Consider the following 18,120-nt stretch of genomic DNA (forward strand, 5'->3'; position numbering starts at 1 on the left):
GCTCACAGAGCAGCCTTTTTTATTGCGGAATCACTTAGCTCACATCAGTGCAAAAACAAAGAAAAAAGTTGGTTCTTGAAGTGAATCCCGAGTCTTGCAAAGGCACGGTTGCGATAAGTTTTAACGGTCGCCAAGGACAGCCCTAAATCGCTGGCAATGCCATCCTGCGTCATGCCTGTGAGCAAACGCGCGCACACATCGAGTTCTCGCTCTGTCAATGAAGGGTTGTAGGCCATGAGCTTGGCAATCCAATGGTTCACATCACGGCCAGCGCCTGCCGCCTGCGGCGTGGACAAGGCAATTTGCTTTTGCACAAGCGTGAGCAGCACCGGCGCTAAAGAGGCGAGGTTTGACAAATGCGCATCTGTGAAGGGACGCTGATGGACATGGCGGTAGAAGTTAATCGCAAAAACCGAGGCAGCCTCTTGTTGAATGACCGACAAACGCTCTTTCATACCGTGCGGCTCATAAACCAGTGCCTTATGCTGAGCTGGAATTTCTTTGTCAGTGATATGGCACAACAAGGCATGACCACTCTCCATCACAGGCGCAGCCAGGGTTTGATCGTTCTTTTGCGGACCAGACAAATAAGCATTCCAGCAGGCCTGGGTATGGTCAGCCACGCCCAAGCTAGCCGACATGAAACGGGTGGGTACGCACTGGCGACCAGTTCGGTAAATGGAGTACGACGCAGCGGGCACCACGTCTTGCAGGTGCGGTAGAAATTGAGCCTCAAAATCGTTTTGGCCCATCAATCCAATCAAGCCATCCAGTGCATGGACATGCGCGGATGGCGAGTGCAAATTCCATTGACGCATTTTGAATAATGAGTTGCCTTTGTGCTTGTCATCCTAAGGGATGACAACGGGTTAGACCTATTGGGATTACCCTGTGACGCATGTCTGATTTACCCACCCCCAACCTCAAGTTTTTCGCAGATTTGTCTGTCGAAGTTGCCAAGCCCATTGAAGTGGGCCAAACCATTCACGGCACGCGTCGACTCATCTCTATTCTTGGCGGCACGGTCCAAGGCGATGGCTGGACCGCACGCGTGCTGCCGGGCGGCGCAGATTTCCAGCTGATCGTGAATGCGCAAATGGCCGAGCTAGATGCACGCTACGCCCTAGAGACAGACGCTGGCGATGTGATTTACGTCCAAAACCACGCCATCCGCACCGCCTCACCCGAGGTGATGGCCAAACTCATCAAAGGTGAAGTGGTGAACCCCGAATCGGTTTACTTCCGCTGCACGCCCCGCTTTGAAACCGCATCTCCTGCTCTGTCATGGATCAGCGAACGTTTGTTCATTGGTACCGGGGCACGGCACCCAGACCGTGTGGTCATGCGCTTCTTTGAAGTCTGTTGATCGCACCTACTTTTTCCAAATTAAAACAAACCCCTAAGGAGACACACATGAAACCACAATTCACACGTCGCAGCTTGATCATCGGCATGGGCTTGGCGGCCTTAGGCGCGAGCATGGGCGCATCGGCAGAACCCAACTACCCCACCCGCCCCGTCCGCATCATTGTGGGCTTCCCCGCAGGCACAGGCCCAGACATCGTGGCACGTTTGGTCGCTCAAAAGCTATCCGAAGGCTGGAACAACATGGGCGTGATTGTGGACAACAAGCCCGGCGCAGGTGGCCTCATCGCAGCGAGCGAAGCCGCCCGTGCCGCCCCCGATGGCTACACCTTGATGCTGGGCGAAACAGGCCAGCTCAGCATTGCACCCAGCAGCTACAACAAGCTGCCCTATGACCCCGCCAAAGACTTCGCACCTATCAGCCAAGTGGTCAGCGCCGACTTTGTGCTCTTGGTCAACCCGCAAAAAGTTCCTGCCAAAAACGTGAAGGAATTCGTGAGCTGGACGCAGCAACAAAAAGGCCTCTTCATGGCCACCTTTGGTGCGGGCACGCCCGGCCACTTCGGCGCGTTCATGTTTGGTGATGCCGTGAAACTCAAGCCCGAAGCCGTGCACTACAAGAGCACAGCCGATGCGCTGGGCGGTTTGTTCAGCGGTGATGTGCAAGGCGTGTTCGCCAGCGTGGGTTTGGCTGCACCTAACGTGAAGGCGGGCAAGCTTGTGGCATTGGGTAGCACTGGTGCAACCCGCACAGGCGCATTGCCCGATGTGCCCACCATCAAGGAGCAGGGTTACAACAACCTCGAGTTCTCATCATGGTTTGGCATCGTCGCTCCATCGAAAGTGCCTGCAGACATTCAAGCCAAGCTGAGTGCCGACGTTCAAAAAGCGGTGAAGTCTGCTGACACCAAAGCCAAGCTGGAAGAATCCGGCTTTCGCGTGACGGGCACCAACAAAGATGAGTTTGCGCGCATCATTGCTGCTGACACTGTGACGTGGGGAAAAGCCGTTGCGGCAACAGGCTTCAAGGCTGACTGATCAGCGCTCGCGTCAGCCGATCGAGGTTTTGCCCATTGGCTGGCTCAACCATCGCTTTGACGGTTTGTGCGATTTGCGTGTCATCAAACACTTGTTGCCAACGCAAATGCGTGCCGTCTGTAACTTGGGTCAGTTGCACAGTGAGCGTGAAAAAGGGCTGGCAATCGTGACGAATCACCACACGCGATGCAGGCTCCAGTTCAGTGAACACATTTTGATTCGGGTAGCGCGCGCCATCTGGCCCCATCATCACAAAAGTCCAACGCCCACCTTCTTTGAATTCAAAGGTTTGAAATTCGTTGGTGAACCCCTCTGGGCCCCACCAAGTGGCCAGCAAATCTGACGACGCAAATGCGTTGTACACCGCTTGAGGCGAGAACGGCAGTGTTCTCTCGGTGCGAAAGCTTGCATCATTACTCATCATCAAGTGACGTTACAAGGCCTTCGCCAAGCGTGCAATGCCTTCGTTGATTTTGTCCACATCCGCCGTGGCAAAGCTCAAACGAATGGCGGTGGTGTCTGGATTGCTTGCAAAGAACGGCGCACCGGGCACAAAGGCCACGCCTTGCTCAATCGCACGTTTGGCGAGTTCGCTGCCATCTTTCACTTTGCCACCTGCACCGGTGAGGTTGGCCCAGAAAAAGAGGCCGCCTTGTGGTTGGGTAAACGTCAATGCATCGCCCAGCTCGCGCTTCAGGGCATCGCCCATCGCTTTGGCACGTTCGGCATACACACTGCGCACATGCGCCAAGGTGGCGGGCATGCGGCCTGCTTTGAGGTAGTGCGCGGCGGTGGCTTGTGCAAAGGTGGAAGTGTGCGCATCGCTGAACTGCTTGCACATGGTGGCGCGGGCCAACAACTCGGGCGGGGCAATCATCCAGCCCACACGCAGACCGGGTGACAAGACTTTGCTGAGCGAACCGCAGTGAATCAACCACTCGCGGCTGCCTGGCACTTGGTCACTCAAAGCGAGCAATGAAGGTGGCGGGGCATCGCCAAAGTACAAGTCGCCATAAGGGTCGTCTTCGACCACCACGGTTTTGTATTTCACGGCGAGTTCGAGTACGCGCAAACGGCGCTCTAGGTTGAGCGTGGCACCACTCGGGTTGCCGAACGTAGGAATGAGGTACACCAGTTTTGGCTTGTGTTGCACCATCATTTCTTCGAGCTTGTCCACCTGCACGCCATGCGCGTCAATGGGCACGCCCACCACTTGGGGGCCGTACAAACGGAAGCACTGAATGGTAGCCAAAAATGTGGGGCCTTCCACCAAGGCCACATCGCTGGGGTTGAGCAAAGTCTTGGCAATCAAGTCCAACGCTTGTTGGCTGCCTGTGGTGACGATGAGGCCGTTGGCATCTAAGCCTTTCACGCCTTTGCTGGCCATGAAGGCAGCGAGTTGTTCGCGCAGTGGTTGGTAGCCCTCGGTCGCACCGTATTGCAGCGCAGCGCCTGGCTCTTGGGTCAATGCCGCTTCGCTGGCTGCGCGGATGCCGTCCACATCAAACATGGCGCTGTCGGGAAAGCCACCCGCAAAGCTGATGATGCCGGGCTTGCCCAGCAGTTTGAACAGTTCGCGGATGGCAGAGGTTTCAACATTGTTGAGGCGGTCAGCAAATTGCATGATGGGGATAATGAGCGAATGAAAATACAGCACATTGAGCCTTTTTTTGCGACGCTGAAAGCAGCCAATCCGCAGCCCAATACCGAGTTGGAATATACCAGCGTGTTCGAGCTGCTGGCCGCTGTGCTGCTGAGCGCACAGGCCACCGATGTGGGCGTGAACAAGGCCACACGCCGCTTGTTTCCAGCGGCCAACACGCCGCAACAAATTTTGAATTTGGGCTTAGAGGGCTTGGAGCGCTACATCCAAACCATTGGCCTGTACCGCAGCAAGGCCAAGCACCTGATGCAAACCTGCCGCATCTTGGTGGACCAACACGCGGGCGCGGTGCCTCGCACGCGTGAAGCCCTAGAAGCCCTGCCAGGCGTGGGCCGCAAAACAGCCAACGTGGTGCTCAACGTCGCCTTTGGCGAACCGACCATGGCAGTGGACACGCACATCTTTCGCGTGGGGAACAGAACAGGGCTGGCGAAAGGTAAAACGCCTTACGAGGTGGAAATGCAGTTGATGAAACGCGTGCCTGCCGATTATTTGGTGGACGCACATCACTGGCTCATCTTGCATGGTCGCTATGTGTGCCAAGCACGCAAGCCACTGTGCTGGCAATGTGGTGTGTCTGAGTTTTGTAGCTTCAAGCCCAAAACGCCTCGACCTTGAGGGGCGTCATGCGCTTGAGCACCTCAAGCAATCAAGCTGTGCAACACCTCAGCGTTCATGTGTTGGTCGAGGTAATCGGCCAAGCCTTCAAACACGGTGTCTAGCGTGGGCGTTTGTGCACCAAACAACGCATGCAGCACTGCGGGGTCTTCAAACAGGCCATGCAAATAGGTGCCCATCACATTGCCTGCATCGTTTTGCCAAGCCAACGTTGGCATCACCTCGTGCGCCACTTGCCCCGCCGCCAGCATGGCGCTGTGCGCGTGGGTTTGACCGTGGTGAATTTCGTAGCCACTCACTTGCACGCCCGACAACGCCGACCATGCGCCGCGCAACGCGCCAAACTGCGCCTGCGTGCGTTGGACGGTTTTATCTGTCGCAAACTGCGTGACCACTGGCAAGAGCCCCAAGCCAGCGGCATTGCCGTCGATGCCGTGGGTGTCAATCAAGGCCTCGCCCAACATTTGCAAACCACCGCACACGCCGAGCACCGCCCCACCCTGCGCGGCGTGCTGGGCAATGGCGGCATCTAGACCGTTTGTACGCAACCAAGCCAAGTCACTGCTGGTGTGCTTTGAGCCGGGCAAGATGACCCAATCGGTGGCCTGCAAACCCGCGAGGTCAGCAGGACTACGCGCCCACAGCAGGCGCACACCAGGCACATTCTTTAATGGTTGAAATTCGTCAAGGTTGCTGATGCGTGGGTAAGCAACGACGGCGACTGTTTTGCTCACCACACCGGTGGCGCGACTGCGGTCATCAAACACCCCATCTTCTTCGGGCAGACCGTGTTGCCACCACATGGGCAGCACACCCACTGTAGGAACACCTGTGCGTGCTTGCAGCATCTCAGGTGCGGGCGGAAGCAGTGATGCATCGCCACGAAACTTATTGAGCACAAAACCAGTGATACGTGCCTGGTCTTCTGGGGGCAATAAGGCCCATGTGCCGTAGAGATGGGCAAACGCACCGCCTTTGTCGATGTCGGTCACCAGCAGGCAACGCGCATCACCATGACGCGCCACGCGGAGGTTGACGATGTCGCTGGTCATGAGGTTTATTTCTGCGGGAGAGCCAGCGCCCTCAATTACCACCACGTCATTTTCAGCACGTAACGCGTCAAGCGATGCAGCGATATGTGGCCACACTTTTTCGCTGCGACCGCGCCAAGGTGTATTCGTCAGCTCGTTGTTCACCTCGCCTAACAACACCACTTGGCTGTGCGTGTCGGCTTCGGGTTTGAGCAGCAAAGGGTTCATGCGTACATCTGGCTCGGCTTTGGCTGCGAGTGCTTGGAAGTATTGGGCAGAGCCCACTTCGCCAAGACCGTTGTGTGAGGCCACCACGCGCGCGTTGTTGCTCATGTTTTGTGCTTTGAAAGGGGCCACCTTCAACCCTTGACGCGCGTACCAGCGGCACAGCGCTGTGGTGAGCCAGCTTTTACCTGCGCCACTGGATGTCCCCAACACCATCACACACTTGGCCGTCATGGCAAATCCTTTGGGTTTTAAAGCTTGGGCACCGCCACCCACTGACCATTCAGCGAATGGATAGCAATGCGGTTGTCAAACACGGCTTCAACAGCGCGGTGCGTTTCCGCGTCGGTACACGCACCTTGATGGACCACACGACCAGCTTGCATCACCACCATGTCATCGGCATGCAGGGCCATGCCGACTTCGTGTAACACACTGATGACGGTGGTGTGTTGCGAGGTGAGACAGCGCACTTGTTCTAGCCAATCCACTTGGTGAGGTGGATCAAGGTTAGCAAGTGGTTCATCCATCAACATCACTTGCGCTTGCACGGCCATGGCACGTGCCAGCAGCACGCGCTGACGCTCCCCGCCCGAGAGCTGAGCAATAGAGCGTTCACGCCAGTCCCAAGCTTGGGTGGCTTTCAGCGCAGTCTCTACCACCGCATGGTCGTTCTCATTGGGCGCAGCCAACCAATCTTGATGCGGCATTCGCCCGAGCATGACCACATCCCATACGCGCAAATCGTCAGACGTTGATTCGTTTTGGCCTAGCCACGACAACTGCTGCGCGCGCTCTTTGCGGTTCATGGCCACGAGCTCTTGGTCGAATAAAAAGATGCGGCCACTGACTGGCAACAACCCTGCCATGGCTTTGAGCAAAGTGGACTTGCCCGCGCCGTTGGGTCCGACGATGCTGGTCCAACGCCCCGCCGCAAACGACATGTCAATGCCGTGCAACACCTCTTGCCCTGCAAGAGACACATGCACATCGCGCAAACGCAAAGCCATCAGCGGCGCATTCATCGTGCTGCCCTCGCCGTTTGGCTGCGATACATCAACCACAGCAAATAGCCACCACCCAAGACAGCGGTCAAGACCCCCACAGGCATCTCTTGCGGTGACAACAACAGTCGTGCCAACAAATCAGCAAACAGCAGCAGAACACCGCCCATCAAGGTGGACAACAACACAACCCAGTTGTGTTTGGCGTTCACCAAAGAGCGCACCAGGTGCGGCGCAGCCAAGCCCACAAAGGCCACCAAGCCCGTTTGCGCCACAGCCGTCCCCGTTGCCAATGCCAACACACACACCAGCGCCACACGCACAGGTGCGAGTGGCACCCCCAAGCTCAAGGCAGTCGACTCGCCCAAGCTCAAAGCGTCCAACACACGGCTCAGGACAAAGGCACTCGTCACACAAAGCAGCAACACACCCAACATCAACACACAAGCATTCCAAGCGATGAAACTGGTGGAACCCAACAAAAAGCCTTGCATGCCCTGCAACACATCAGGACGCAAGAGCGTGATGAGCGATGCCAACGCACCCAACACCACACCCACAATCACGCCAGCCAATAACAAACGCAAAGTGTGTTGCACGCCACGCGCCAACACAAGCGTGAGCAACACGGCCAGTACCGCGCCCACAAACGCTGCGCCTGTCAAACCCAAACGCACCAAAAACTCTGTCGCAAACGGGTTGCCGCCAAACAGTGCCAACGCCACAGCCACACCCAGCGACGCACCGGATGCACTACCCAACAAATACGGATCAGCCAAGGGATTGCGAAACAAGCCTTGCGCTAGTGCACCGGCCAACCCGAGTAACGCACCTGCAGCACAAGCGCCCACACTGCGTGGCAAACGGATATCCCACACGATTTGCCATGCGGTGTCGTCTTGCAGGGCGGCAAACCAGCTTTCAAACCCTGTGCTGCCTACCGCGCTGCCAAGGGCGATGCCCAGTGCGCTTAACGCCAACAAACAAAGCGCCACCAGCACAGGCGACCAACGCACGCTGTGAACTGTCATGGCTGACCTCTCAACTTGTCATTGACTTTGCTTGCATCGCTTTTGTCAATCAGACATTTCGCCATCAAACGCGCGGCCTCGTCCATACGCGGACCAGCACGCACCAACACATCCGACTCTTCCGATTTGAAATGGCACACGCGCTGCGTGCGCATGACGCGCATGTTTTGCCATCCGGGGCGCGTGGTCATGTCCGCAAAGTTGCTATCACCCACCATGATGATGTCGGGCTGCGCACGCACCACAAACTCTGGATTGATTTTGGGAAACGGCCCTAGCGATGCAGGCAAGATGTTGCCCGCACCCAAGCGTTGCAACGTCTCGCCAATGAACGACGATTCACTGGCACCATACGGCGCAGCGCTGACTTCAAAGTACACGCGTTGGCCTTTGGCTTTTGCAGGCACTGATTGCGCAGCCGCATTCACGGCTGCATCGATATGACGCCAAACGCGATCACTCTCAGCCACTGACACATCCAAAGCTTGTGCCACGATGCGCATGACGCGTTGCACATCGGCATGTGAGCGTGGCTCTAGCGCCAATACGGTTAAGCCCAAAGCTGCAAAGCGTTCAGCGCCCCGCGCTGAGGTTGCCATCAAGACCAAATCTGGCTTGGCGGCGACCACGCTTTCAATGTTCGGATCAATGCCACCACCCATACGCGGTAACTTGGCAATGCTCTCGGGCCAGTTGGAATAACGATCCACGCCCACTAGCTTTTGGCACTGTCCTAATGCACACACTGTCTCAGTGAGTGAAGGTAACAGACTGACGATGCGTTGCACAGGCTTGGCAATGGTCACTTCCACTTGGCGGTCATCGCGCAACACCATGGCTTGGGCGATGCTGCCGAACGCCATTAGCGCAACCAGCGCAAACCCGCGAATCGACTTGATACCGTTAAGCATGCGTTGCCTCCCACTGCTGAATGATGCGATGCAACTGTGCTACGCCATCAGTCAAGGCCGCAGGGCCTGGCTGCAAAATATCCGCCGACTTGATTTCAAAAATTTGCTTGTTTCGAACCGCAGGCACATCGGCCCAGCCTTCACGTGCCGCTGCTTTTTCAGGGCGAAACTTTTTACCGCACAGCGAGCCAATGATGATGTCGGGCGCGCGCTCCACAATGGTTTGACCGTTGGCAATGATGCGATCTTTGCCCATGGGCATTTGGGCTAGTTCAGGAAAACAATCATCTCCCCCTGCAATGCCAATCAACTCAGACACCCAACGAATGCCACTGATGTGCGGCTCATCCCATTCTTCAAAATACACCTTGGGACGGCGCTTGAATGTAGCTGCCGTTTGTTGAATGGCGTCCAACTGTGCACGCATCTGCTTCAAGCGCTGCAAACCTTGCTCGGCCTGCCCCACCATTGCCGCCACTTGGTAGAGCATCGAAAAAATCTCATCCACACTGCGTTGGTTGAACACCGTGACCTGCACGCCGGCACGGATGAGCAAGGCCGCGATGTCAGCCTGCAAATCAGAAAACCCAAACACGCAATCGGGCTTGAGCGCCAAGATCTTGTCAATCTTGGCGCTCAAGAATGCGCTCACTTTGGGTTTCTCATCACGCGCACGACGCGGGCGCACGGTGTACCCCGAGATACCCACAATGCGCGCCTCTTCCCCCAGCATGTACAGCCACTCTGTCGTTTCCTCGGTGAGGCAGACGATGCGTTGGGGGAAAAGATCAAGCATTGACGTTACTTGGGTTGGTATTGCAAGGTGGCGTAGATACCGCGGCCTGGGGTGTTAAACCCATATGCCAATTGATACTGGCGATCAAACACGTTCTCCAGTTTCACGCGCGCAGTCCATTCGTTGTCGATTCTCTTGCTTGCATAGAGTGTCCACAATGTATAGCCTGCTAGCGTATTCGCTGTTGCACCATCTGCGCGCGAACCAGAGGCATAAACCTTCGCGCCTACGTCATACATCTGAATAGATCGTGAGAAATCAAGTGACCCATATTCACGTGCACGACGAGCCATTGGCTTATCGTCGCTCACGTTCCATGGATCTTGACGCACATATGAAGCCTTCAAACTGTGACCACCCCAAACAACACGCGCGGAAGCCTCAACCCCTTCATTTTGAGTCTTCCCGATATTTGACAAGGCGTAATCAGGTGCACCACCGTATGCAATGGCATCTTTGGTTTGCGTTTGGAAATAAACAACACGAGCAAACGTTCGATCCGAGGAATAGCTCACACCGGCTTCTTTACTTGTATGAGTTTCGGGCTTGATGGTCGCTGAACTAGCGATTTCAGCTGTACCCGGCGCTCTAAACCCTGTTGAAATCGTCGAAGTCAACCGCCAGCTTTGGTTTAGTTGGTAGCCTGCACCCAGCAGTCCCGATGTCGCACTGGGTTTACTGTTGCTGTCTGAGCCATATTGGTTATGCGACACATCTAATGTGTCTTTTCTAAGATTGGCCTGCAAACTCAACTTATCAATGGTTGCTGTTGCTCCACCGAAGTAACCATGCGATTCACGTTTCAATGAATATGGGCTATTGCCTTCAGCTGAAAGTTTCTCGCTCTCAAAATCCGCACCAAATACGGTTTTAACCGCAGGTGTTAATTGGTAAGTGTTGAACCAACGCGCGGCATTTTGCGTGCCTTCAATTAAACCGTTTTGCCACGATTCGCCATACCCACTGAAGTAACGGGTGCCATTCTTGAAATCTTCATATTTCAAAGTTGATTGCGAAACATCTATGGTGCTCAACCAATCATCAGTTACGGCTTTTTTGGCATAAATACCAAATGAGTTTGTTTTCTTTTTAAACTTTTGAACATCGGTTGCAACATCACCAATGACACCATTAGATGGGTCCGCAGCTTCACCGCTATCTGTATTCACTTGTGCAGTACTCGTCGTAAAACGTGTCCCCAGTGTCAAGCTCGATTCAATTTTTTTCTCAAACTTTCCTGAAAAATACTCATTGGTATAGCCATCATTATCTGGATTGACACGCGGATTAATCTTCGAATCCATTGAGGATGTTCCTCTGTAGTGGTTACGCCCAGCATTGAGATCAAACCTTGAATCGTCATTGGAACCCGAATAGCCAACAGAAAGATTAGCCGTACCAAGAGAGCCATATGTCGCACTACCGTATGCTGATGGATTACCCTGTCCTTGGCGAGTCAACACATTAATGACTCCACCCACCGCTGCGTTACCGTACAACGCACTGGCATTACCCCTCAAAACTTCAACGCGCTCAACTTGTTGCAATGGAATATCCGTAATTTGCAAGTTCCCATAAGGATCAACTTGAGAGCGAACGCCGTCAATCAGAATCACTAAATTAGTACTATTTTGACCGCGCAAGAAAAATGAAGTCGTTGAACCAGGACCACCTGTACGACCAAACTCAACACCTGCCTCGCCTTGAATCAAATCAGCCAAGCTAGCTGCTTGTGATTTTTCAATCTCTTGTCGCGTAATCACCGAGACCGAAGACAAAACTTCCGACAAAGGCTGCTCCATACGCGTCGCAGAAATCACCACCGGATTAACTTCAATCCCCTGAGCCTGCACAGACGCAGTAACGGCCAAAGCCAACACAGAAAGCGCAGGCGTAAAGACGTGCGCACGAATACGAATAGATTTCTTCATGATTTAAATACCAACTGGATGTGCTCTCACCGCCTTCCCCGACAGTGCTTGAGCGATTTAGCGGCGCGTTTTAAGGCGCACCGCCACCTTGTTGGCCGGTATCCGGGCTGGCGGAGACTACCTCTGTCGCCTTCCCAAGCGCTTGTTCAAGGCGCTCAGTGGCTTGTGTGACAGAAGCGGAGCAGTAATGCTCGTCCGCTTGACCGTTGCGGGGGCAGCGCAGGTTAGGTGTTGTCGCGCTTGGCGACACAACCCTCCTGCTTCCCGTTGAACTGAGGCGTGTGAACCACACCTCGAGCACCAACATTGATAATTTTAACGATTTACCTTTCAGCCACCTTAAAATCGTGCGGCCATGCCACAAACATCCCTGATCGATCAAATTGCCCAGCGTGTCGAGCATTTATTGCTGCGTCACGAAGAGTTGCAACGCACCAATGCCTTGTTAGCGACTCAAGTCCAAGAACTCACACACGAGCGTGATTTGCTCAAATCACGCTTGGGCGCAGCTCGCCACCGCATTGATGCATTGATAGATCGCCTACCTCAAGGCGCCGAAGCCAAGGACAACGCATGAAACAGATCGAAGTTCAAATCATGGGCCAAGGCTATGTGTTGGGCTGCCCCGAAGGCGGTGAAACACGCTTGGGCGAAGCTGTGGCCAAGGTGGATGAGGCCATGTGCAAAATCCGCGATGCTGGCAAGATCAAGGCCCGCGACCGTATTGCGGTGTTAGCAGCCCTCAACTTGGCATTTGACTTGACCGATCGCCCTGCCGCAGCAGCAGTCAGTGGCGACAGCAGCACCTCCAGCACCGACCTGCACAATCTGTTGCAGCGCATGGATGCGGTGCTCGCACGCGACAACCAACTCATCTAAGCGCGCCTACAATCAGCGCGTCTGCAAGCCCTTGGGGCTTTATATTTCCTTGAACCAATGCTCATTGAGCTCGGGCTTGGAACATCGGTCGATGAGCGTGATCGTCTCGCGTCAGATGAACCCAACGTTGACCTGACCTCGCCCACCTGAACCCCCGGTTCAGGATGACGGCCTTGAGGATCCTTGCAGACACCTTCTATCTTCTAAGGCTTGCACTCGCATGGACCTCCAACCGCAACTCATCATCGAACTCGCCCTGCTGGGCACTTGCACTGGTTTTTTAGCAGGCTTGCTTGGCATTGGCGGCGGCATGGTGATGGTCCCCTTCATCACATTCATGCTCACGCAGCGCGGTGTCGATGCTGACTTGGCGGTCAAAATGGCCATTGCCACATCGATGGCCACCATCATCTTCACTTCCGTCTCTAGTGTGCGCGCTCACCACAAGCGTGGCGCGGTGCGTTGGGATTTGGTCAAAGGTCTGGCACCCGGCATTGTGTTGGGCAGCATGATTGGCAGCTTGGGCGTGTTCGCCTTGCTCAAAGGCGCATACCTGGCCATCTTCTTTGGCTTGTTTGTGGGTTTCTCAGCCACGCAAATGTTCTTAGACAAAAAACCAGCTCCCTCACGCCAAGTGCCTGCTACCGCAGGCCTCATAGGCGCGGGTGGTGTGATTGGTTTTATCTCTGGGCTGGTGGGTGCAGGTGGCGGCTTTATCAGCGTGCCGTTCATGACCTGGTGCAATGTGGCCATTCACAACGCGGTGGCCACCAGCGCAGCTTTGGGTTTTCCGATTGCCGTGGCCAACGTGGCGGGCTACATCATCAGCGGTTTGTCCGTACAAGGCTTACCCGACGATGCATTTGGGTTCATCTGGATTCCCGCCCTGGTGGTGATTGCGGCGTGCAGCGTGCTCACTGCCCCCCTAGGCGCCAAGGCCGCGCACATGTTGCCCGTGAAAAAACTCAAGCGCGTGTTTGCCAGCGTGTTGTATGTGCTCGCGGCTTATATGTTTTACAAAGGCATCAGCAGTTGATCATTGAGGCACCAAGCACCAAGGTGCTTGGTACTCCACGAGGCCCATCCACAAGATCCAACCTGAGCTGACAGCCAAAGCCAACCCTGCCAAGCGCACGCCCCATGCACCATTACCTGTGTGCATGACTTGCCCCGCTCGCAAGCGCAACCAAATCCAAGGCCCCACGGTCAACACCACCGCGCTGCCTAACGCAAACAGCGCCATCACTGCAGCACCTTCGATGGGGCTATTGCTCAACGCAGCCACGAGCAGCGCACCATAGAGCAAACCACAGGGCATCAACGCCCACAGGGCACCAAGCACCACGGCTCCCCCATGACGTAATTTGAGATGGGCCGTCATGCTTTGCACACGACGCCAAATGCCGCGTCCCACATCTTCTAACCAAATGGGCTGCTCACCACGCCAGAGCAACAACCCGCCCACCATGAAGGCGACGATGTGCAACAACGTCCACAAAGGGCGAAATACCGCTGACTGAGTACTCAGCCAGCCCACACCTTGCATGGTGCTGGCAGCCACTGCACCCAAAGCGCTGTAGCCGATGACGCGCCCGAGTTGAAATAAGAGCATGGCTGACACACCCTGCCCGCCCGTTTGTTTTTGGGCCGCACGACCAATGCCTGCACACGCCGCACCGCACATGGCCAAACAGTGCGGCCCACCCGCGAGCCCCATGAGGAGTGCGGTGAGAGCCAGAGTTGTGTTCATCAGATGATTTTAGAGAACCTAGCTCGGTTCTTGTCAGCCTGCAGGTATTTGTCAAACACCATGGCGACGCCACGCACAAAAAACCAGCCCAGCTCAGTCACGTGAATACCGGTGTCATCGATGGTCAACAAGCCCTGTTCTTGCATCGTCGCCAAGGCCTCCATCTCGGGGGCGAAGTACTGCTTGAAGTCGACCAAATGCGACAACTCCACCGATTCAAACAGCACACTACCCTGACACATCAACGCCATGATGACGGTGCGACGCACCAAGTCATCACGCGAGAGCGCCATGCCACGGGCCACGGGCAAACGGCCTTGGTTGAGCAAGTCGTAATACTCGTCCAAGGTCTTCACATTTTGGCTGAAGGTGGGGCCCACGCGACCGATTGATGAGACGCCCAAAGCAATCAAGTCGCAATCGGGCTGCGTGCTGTAGCCTTGGAAATTTCGGTGCAAACGGCCTTGGCGTTTGGCCACAGCCAGCGCATCGTTGGGCAAAGCAAAGTGGTCCATGCCCACATACACATAACCCGCCTCCACCAACACGCGCATCGCGCTGGACAACATAACCAGTTTAGACGCGGCAGGCGGCAAATCTTGCGTGTGGATACGGCGTTGCGGCTTGAAGCGCTCCGGCAAGTGCGCATACGCATACAAGGCAATGCGGTCAGGGCGCAACTGGGTGATTTTTTCAAGCGTGCGTTCAAACGTTTCTGGCGTTTGCATAGGCAAACCATAAATCAAATCGGCATTGACAGATTCAAAACCCAACTCTCGAGCCGCAGCCACCAAGTCAAACACCTGTTCAGCAGGTTGAATACGGTGCACCGCTTTTTGCACGGCAGGCTCAAAGTCTTGCACGCCAAAGCTCAAGCGGTTAAAGCCCTGCTCTGCCAAATGCGCCAAGCGTTCACGCGTGACGGTGCGCGGATCAATCTCGACCGAGTATTCACCGCCAGGCGCAAACTGAAAATTGCGACGCAGCATGGCCATCAGCTGAGCCAACTCGGCATCATTCAAAAACGTGGGACTGCCACCACCCAAGTGCAATTGCGACACCACTTGGCCTTGACCCAAGTGCGCAATGTTCAGATCCACCTCACGCTCAAGGTAGCGCAAATATTCAGCGCCGCGCTCGTAGTGCTTGGTGATGATTTTGTTGCACGCGCAGTAGTAGCAAAGTGACTCACAAAACGGAATGTGCACGTACAGGGACAAGGGGTACGCTTTGGTGCCCACGCCATCGCGTCGTTGCTCTAACGCTTGCAAATAGTCTGCCTCGCCAAATGCTTCCACAAATCGATCAGCCGTCGGGTATGAGGTGTAACGAGGCCCTGCCACGTCATAGCGCTGCAAGAGTTCTGGGTTCAAGACAAGAGAATGCATAAGTTCACACCTAAATTTGCGCTCCATAATAGAGGCGTCACCGCTGATAAAAGTTGACTTGTGTCAACACAAAGTCCATCCGTTCCCATGAGTTCTACCAGTATCAAAGTCGCTTGTTCTAACTGCAATTTGCGCGAGCTCTGCATGCCGCTTGGTTTGAATGAAACCGAGATGGAGCGTGTCGACGAAATGGTAGCAACCCGCCGCAAAGTGGCACGTGGCGACAACCTGTTTAGAAATGGCGATAAGTTCAACGCGCTGTATGCCATCCGAACCGGTTTTTTTAAAACCCGCATTTCGGCAGAAGATGGTCGCGATCAGGTAACGGGTTTCCAAATGGCCGGCGAGATCATCGGTTTAGACGGCATCGTGAGTGATCACCACACGTGTGACGCTGTGGCGCTGGAAGATGCCGAAGTGTGTGTCATGCCTTTTGATCGCATTGAAGATCTCTCGCGTGAAATCACCTCTTTGCAACGCCATGTGCACAAAATCATGAGCCGTGAAATCGTGCGAGAAAACGGGGTCATGTTGCTCTTAGGCAGCATGCGTGCCGAGGAGCGTTTGGCGGCATTCTTGCTCAACTTGGTACAACGCCTGCATGCGCGTGGCTTCTCTCAATCGGAGTTGGTGTTGCGCATGACGCGTGAAGAAATTGGCAGCTATTTGGGCCTCAAATTAGAAACCGTGAGCCGCACATTTTCAAAGTTTGCAGAAGACGGCATTGTCGAAGTCAAGCAACGCCATGTCCGCATCCTGAACCCAGATGGGCTCAAGCTCATCGTCAACGCACCCAGCTGTCACTGAGCGCAGCGCAAGCCGCAAGGCTTAGGGCTTTTTATCAGCATCCACTCTGGGCGTGACCACATGGTTACGCGATTGCATCGCAGGTGCCAGCTGCATGTCTTTCTCAGCAGCCAAGGTTTTATTGATATCTAGGCCGCGTTTGTAATAGTCTTCAGCCAGCACAGGATCTGGCGACCGAATGGCGATGAACAACGTTACAAAGCCCGCCACAATCACAGCCGCTGGGCCTGCAATGATGAGCCACACGTGACCATATTGCCACCATCGTTTGGTATCAGAAGTTTGGTTGCTTGTCATGATTTACCTTGGAACGATGAACACAGATTTTTCAACAACCACATCATCCGTGTCGGTTGCCTGAATTTCAAATTGGATTTTGTGTGAACCACTTGGGGCTGAGCCGTAAGGAATGTCTGCACGCAACACCACCCAGCGCGCCTGCGCTGGCTCGACCAGCACTTCTTTGTCTGTGGTGATTTGCAAACCAGTCAAGCCCTTGGCCGACAAACGATAAGTCCTCGCCACTTCGGCGGCGTTCATAATTTGTAAGCGGTACACATTCTCCAGCGTGCCGCTTTCGGTGATGCGTGACAGGGTCGAGCGATCTCGCACCACGTCCACCTTGAACGGCGTACGCAAACCCAACGACACCAATAAGCTGAGCGTGATTGCCACCAAAATCATGGTGTAAATCTGAATGCGTGGGCGCATGACGCGTTGCCAAATTTGCTTAGGCGTCCACTTGTTGTCCAAGGCGTTTTGGGTGGAGTAACGCACCAAACCTTTGGCGTAACCCAGCTTATCCATCACGGTATCGCACACATCGGCACAGGCACCACAGCCAATGCACTCGTACTGCAAACCATCACGGATATCAATACCTGTGGGGCACACCTGCACGCACAAGGTGCAGTCCACACAGGCCCCTAAATTCAAGGCAGCAACATCAGCACTCTTCGAGCGTGGGCCGCGTGGCTCGCCACGTTCAGCGTCATAGGTGACGATGAGCGTGTCGTTGTCAAACATTGCGCTTTGAAAGCGCGCATAGGGGCACATGTATTTGCAAATTTGCTCACGCATGAAGCCCGCATTGCCATAGGTGGCAAACGCATAAAAGAAAACCCAAAAGAGTTCCCACGAAGACATTTGCGTGAGGAAGAACTCCATCACCAACTCACGAATCGGCGTGAAGTAACCCACGAAGGTAAAGCCTGTCCAGATCGAGAGAAAGATCCAAATCAGGTGCTTGTACCATTTCTTGACCAGTTTCTCGAGTGAGAAATCTGCATCATCCAAGCGCATGCGGGCTGAACGATCGCCCTCGATCTTGCGCTCGATCCACAAAAAGATTTCGCTGTACACCGTTTGTGGGCAGGCGTAGCCACACCACAAGCGCCCTGCTACGGCGGTAAACAAAAACAGCGCCAAGGCTGAGATCACCAATAAGCCGGTGAGGTAAATGAAGTCCTGCGGGTACAAGACCAAACCAAAAATATAAAAACGGCGCGAAGTAAGGTCAAACAACACCGCTTGGCGTGTGCCCCACTCAAACCACGGCAAACCGTAAAAAATCAGCTGCGTCAGGACTACAAAAATCCAACGCCAATAAGCAAAGATACCCTCGACAGAGCGAGGGTAGATTTTTTTAGATGCAGCATAAAGCGAAACCATCGCCTCGTCCGC

Annotated in this window: 20 protein-coding genes and 1 riboswitch; of the genes, 7 read left to right on the forward strand and 13 right to left on the reverse strand. The window is 54.8% G+C overall.

What is annotated here, in order from left to right:
* Window positions 1–44 precede the first annotated feature (44 nt).
* A complete protein-coding gene (locus QMG27_RS08380) occupies window positions 45–818 on the reverse strand; it encodes a LuxR C-terminal-related transcriptional regulator (protein ID WP_281810608.1) in 774 nt (257 codons plus the stop codon).
* A gap of 80 nt (window positions 819–898) precedes the next feature.
* Here QMG27_RS08380 and QMG27_RS08385 point away from each other — a divergent pair, with 80 nt between their 5' ends.
* Window positions 899–1,366, forward strand: a complete 468-nt coding sequence (locus QMG27_RS08385; RefSeq protein WP_281810609.1) for a DUF3237 domain-containing protein — start codon at window positions 899–901, stop codon at window positions 1,364–1,366.
* Window positions 1,367–1,452: 86 nt separating this feature from the next.
* Window positions 1,453–2,403: a tripartite tricarboxylate transporter substrate binding protein gene (locus QMG27_RS08390; RefSeq protein ID WP_281814576.1), complete on the forward strand. Its 951-nt coding sequence runs from the start codon at window positions 1,453–1,455 to the stop codon at window positions 2,401–2,403.
* On the opposite strand, the gene QMG27_RS08395 is transcribed toward QMG27_RS08390, so the two are convergent.
* Together QMG27_RS08395 and QMG27_RS08400 are read right to left on the reverse strand one after the other, a co-directional pair.
* Window positions 2,390–2,824, reverse strand: a complete 435-nt coding sequence (locus QMG27_RS08395) for an SRPBCC domain-containing protein (RefSeq protein ID WP_281810610.1) — start codon at window positions 2,822–2,824, stop codon at window positions 2,390–2,392. The two genes, QMG27_RS08390 and QMG27_RS08395, sit on opposite strands and share 14 nt — an antisense overlap.
* Before the next feature lie 12 nt (window positions 2,825–2,836).
* Window positions 2,837–4,027 (reverse strand): PLP-dependent aminotransferase family protein, encoded by a 1,191-nt coding sequence (locus QMG27_RS08400; RefSeq protein WP_281810611.1) that lies wholly within the window; start codon window positions 4,025–4,027, stop codon window positions 2,837–2,839.
* A gap of 18 nt (window positions 4,028–4,045) precedes the next feature.
* Here QMG27_RS08400 and nth point away from each other — a divergent pair, with 18 nt between their 5' ends.
* Window positions 4,046–4,684: an endonuclease III gene (gene nth / locus QMG27_RS08405; protein ID WP_281810612.1), complete on the forward strand. Its 639-nt coding sequence runs from the start codon at window positions 4,046–4,048 to the stop codon at window positions 4,682–4,684.
* A 23-nt stretch (window positions 4,685–4,707) separates the two neighbouring features.
* Here the strand turns inward: nth and QMG27_RS08410 are convergent, their stop codons facing one another.
* Genes QMG27_RS08410 through QMG27_RS08435 form a run of 6 tightly spaced genes read right to left on the reverse strand, consistent with a single transcriptional unit; the run spans window position 4,708 to window position 11,613 of the window.
* Complete coding sequence (locus QMG27_RS08410) at window positions 4,708–6,174, reverse strand: cobyric acid synthase (protein ID WP_281810613.1); 1,467 nt, start codon at window positions 6,172–6,174, stop codon at window positions 4,708–4,710.
* A gap of 17 nt (window positions 6,175–6,191) precedes the next feature.
* Complete coding sequence (locus QMG27_RS08415; RefSeq protein WP_281810614.1) at window positions 6,192–6,965, reverse strand: ABC transporter ATP-binding protein; 774 nt, start codon at window positions 6,963–6,965, stop codon at window positions 6,192–6,194.
* Window positions 6,962–7,975: an iron ABC transporter permease gene (locus QMG27_RS08420; RefSeq protein ID WP_281810615.1), complete on the reverse strand. Its 1,014-nt coding sequence runs from the start codon at window positions 7,973–7,975 to the stop codon at window positions 6,962–6,964. The genes QMG27_RS08415 and QMG27_RS08420 overlap by 4 nt, the downstream gene beginning before the upstream one ends.
* Window positions 7,972–8,886, reverse strand: a complete 915-nt coding sequence (locus tag QMG27_RS08425) for a helical backbone metal receptor (protein ID WP_281810616.1) — start codon at window positions 8,884–8,886, stop codon at window positions 7,972–7,974. The genes QMG27_RS08420 and QMG27_RS08425 overlap by 4 nt, the downstream gene beginning before the upstream one ends.
* A complete protein-coding gene (locus QMG27_RS08430; protein WP_281810617.1) occupies window positions 8,879–9,682 on the reverse strand; it encodes an ABC transporter substrate-binding protein in 804 nt (267 codons plus the stop codon). Before QMG27_RS08430 ends, QMG27_RS08425 begins: the two co-directional genes overlap by 8 nt.
* Before the next feature lie 5 nt (window positions 9,683–9,687).
* On the reverse strand, window positions 9,688–11,613 hold the full coding sequence (locus tag QMG27_RS08435) for a TonB-dependent receptor (protein ID WP_281810618.1): 1,926 nt from the start codon (window positions 11,611–11,613) through the stop codon (window positions 9,688–9,690).
* A gap of 75 nt (window positions 11,614–11,688) precedes the next feature.
* A riboswitch (cobalamin riboswitch) is annotated at window positions 11,689–11,933 on the reverse strand.
* A 35-nt stretch (window positions 11,934–11,968) separates the two neighbouring features.
* Here QMG27_RS08435 and QMG27_RS08440 point away from each other — a divergent pair.
* The 3 genes from QMG27_RS08440 to QMG27_RS08450 all read left to right on the forward strand — a co-directional run bounded on the left by QMG27_RS08440 (window position 11,969) and on the right by QMG27_RS08450 (window position 13,528).
* On the forward strand, window positions 11,969–12,190 hold the full coding sequence (locus QMG27_RS08440) for a DUF904 domain-containing protein (RefSeq protein ID WP_281810619.1): 222 nt from the start codon (window positions 11,969–11,971) through the stop codon (window positions 12,188–12,190).
* Window positions 12,187–12,492 carry a cell division protein ZapA gene (locus QMG27_RS08445; protein WP_281810620.1) on the forward strand — a complete coding sequence of 102 codons (306 nt, stop codon included), beginning with the start codon at window positions 12,187–12,189 and terminating at the stop codon, window positions 12,490–12,492. The genes QMG27_RS08440 and QMG27_RS08445 overlap by 4 nt, the downstream gene beginning before the upstream one ends.
* A gap of 220 nt (window positions 12,493–12,712) precedes the next feature.
* Window positions 12,713–13,528 carry a sulfite exporter TauE/SafE family protein gene (locus QMG27_RS08450; protein ID WP_281810621.1) on the forward strand — a complete coding sequence of 272 codons (816 nt, stop codon included), beginning with the start codon at window positions 12,713–12,715 and terminating at the stop codon, window positions 13,526–13,528.
* On the opposite strand, the gene QMG27_RS08455 is transcribed toward QMG27_RS08450, so the two are convergent.
* Both QMG27_RS08455 and hemN read right to left on the reverse strand, forming a co-directional pair.
* Window positions 13,529–14,242, reverse strand: coding sequence for a sulfite exporter TauE/SafE family protein (locus QMG27_RS08455; protein WP_281810622.1), 714 nt, complete (start codon window positions 14,240–14,242; stop codon window positions 13,529–13,531). It lies immediately after the preceding gene.
* A complete protein-coding gene (hemN, locus tag QMG27_RS08460; protein ID WP_281810623.1) occupies window positions 14,242–15,630 on the reverse strand; it encodes an oxygen-independent coproporphyrinogen III oxidase in 1,389 nt (462 codons plus the stop codon). Before hemN ends, QMG27_RS08455 begins: the two co-directional genes overlap by 1 nt.
* A gap of 87 nt (window positions 15,631–15,717) precedes the next feature.
* On the opposite strand from hemN, the gene fnr reads away from it, so the two are divergent.
* Window positions 15,718–16,437 (forward strand): fumarate/nitrate reduction transcriptional regulator Fnr, encoded by a 720-nt coding sequence (fnr, locus tag QMG27_RS08465; RefSeq protein WP_281810624.1) that lies wholly within the window; start codon window positions 15,718–15,720, stop codon window positions 16,435–16,437.
* A gap of 21 nt (window positions 16,438–16,458) precedes the next feature.
* Here the strand turns inward: fnr and QMG27_RS08470 are convergent, their stop codons facing one another.
* Together QMG27_RS08470 and ccoG are read right to left on the reverse strand one after the other, a co-directional pair.
* Window positions 16,459–16,734, reverse strand: coding sequence for a FixH family protein (locus QMG27_RS08470; RefSeq protein WP_281810625.1), 276 nt, complete (start codon window positions 16,732–16,734; stop codon window positions 16,459–16,461).
* A 3-nt stretch (window positions 16,735–16,737) separates the two neighbouring features.
* The gene (gene ccoG, locus QMG27_RS08475; protein ID WP_281814578.1) at window positions 16,738–18,108 is read right to left on the reverse strand and encodes a cytochrome c oxidase accessory protein CcoG; all 1,371 of its coding nucleotides are present in this window, start codon (window positions 18,106–18,108) and stop codon (window positions 16,738–16,740) included.
* Window positions 18,109–18,120 lie beyond the last annotated feature (12 nt).

It is taken from the genome of Limnohabitans sp. MORI2, from assembly GCF_027925025.1.
Taxonomy (GTDB): Bacteria; Pseudomonadota; Gammaproteobacteria; order Burkholderiales; family Burkholderiaceae_C; genus Limnohabitans.

Bases quoted from the DNA above. Each gene is read 5' to 3' on its own strand.
- QMG27_RS08380 (WP_281810608.1), bottom strand. From the start codon at position 818: ATGCGTCAATGGAATTTGCACTCGCCATCCGCGCATGTCCATGCACTG.
- QMG27_RS08385 (WP_281810609.1), top strand. From the start codon at position 899: ATGTCTGATTTACCCACCCCCAACCTCAAGTTTTTCGCAGATTTGTCT.
- QMG27_RS08390 (WP_281814576.1), top strand. From the start codon at position 1,453: ATGGGCTTGGCGGCCTTAGGCGCGAGCATGGGCGCATCGGCAGAACCC.
- QMG27_RS08395 (WP_281810610.1), bottom strand. From the start codon at position 2,824: ATGAGTAATGATGCAAGCTTTCGCACCGAGAGAACACTGCCGTTCTCG.
- QMG27_RS08400 (WP_281810611.1), bottom strand. From the start codon at position 4,027: ATGCAATTTGCTGACCGCCTCAACAATGTTGAAACCTCTGCCATCCGC.
- nth (WP_281810612.1), top strand. From the start codon at position 4,046: ATGAAAATACAGCACATTGAGCCTTTTTTTGCGACGCTGAAAGCAGCC.
- QMG27_RS08410 (WP_281810613.1), bottom strand. From the start codon at position 6,174: ATGACGGCCAAGTGTGTGATGGTGTTGGGGACATCCAGTGGCGCAGGT.
- QMG27_RS08415 (WP_281810614.1), bottom strand. From the start codon at position 6,965: ATGAATGCGCCGCTGATGGCTTTGCGTTTGCGCGATGTGCATGTGTCT.
- QMG27_RS08420 (WP_281810615.1), bottom strand. From the start codon at position 7,975: ATGACAGTTCACAGCGTGCGTTGGTCGCCTGTGCTGGTGGCGCTTTGT.
- QMG27_RS08425 (WP_281810616.1), bottom strand. From the start codon at position 8,886: ATGCTTAACGGTATCAAGTCGATTCGCGGGTTTGCGCTGGTTGCGCTA.
- QMG27_RS08430 (WP_281810617.1), bottom strand. From the start codon at position 9,682: ATGCTTGATCTTTTCCCCCAACGCATCGTCTGCCTCACCGAGGAAACG.
- QMG27_RS08435 (WP_281810618.1), bottom strand. From the start codon at position 11,613: ATGAAGAAATCTATTCGTATTCGTGCGCACGTCTTTACGCCTGCGCTT.
- QMG27_RS08440 (WP_281810619.1), top strand. From the start codon at position 11,969: ATGCCACAAACATCCCTGATCGATCAAATTGCCCAGCGTGTCGAGCAT.
- QMG27_RS08445 (WP_281810620.1), top strand. From the start codon at position 12,187: ATGAAACAGATCGAAGTTCAAATCATGGGCCAAGGCTATGTGTTGGGC.
- QMG27_RS08450 (WP_281810621.1), top strand. From the start codon at position 12,713: ATGGACCTCCAACCGCAACTCATCATCGAACTCGCCCTGCTGGGCACT.
- QMG27_RS08455 (WP_281810622.1), bottom strand. From the start codon at position 14,242: ATGAACACAACTCTGGCTCTCACCGCACTCCTCATGGGGCTCGCGGGT.
- hemN (WP_281810623.1), bottom strand. From the start codon at position 15,630: ATGCATTCTCTTGTCTTGAACCCAGAACTCTTGCAGCGCTATGACGTG.
- fnr (WP_281810624.1), top strand. From the start codon at position 15,718: ATGAGTTCTACCAGTATCAAAGTCGCTTGTTCTAACTGCAATTTGCGC.
- QMG27_RS08470 (WP_281810625.1), bottom strand. From the start codon at position 16,734: ATGACAAGCAACCAAACTTCTGATACCAAACGATGGTGGCAATATGGT.
- ccoG (WP_281814578.1), bottom strand. From the start codon at position 18,108: ATGGTTTCGCTTTATGCTGCATCTAAAAAAATCTACCCTCGCTCTGTC.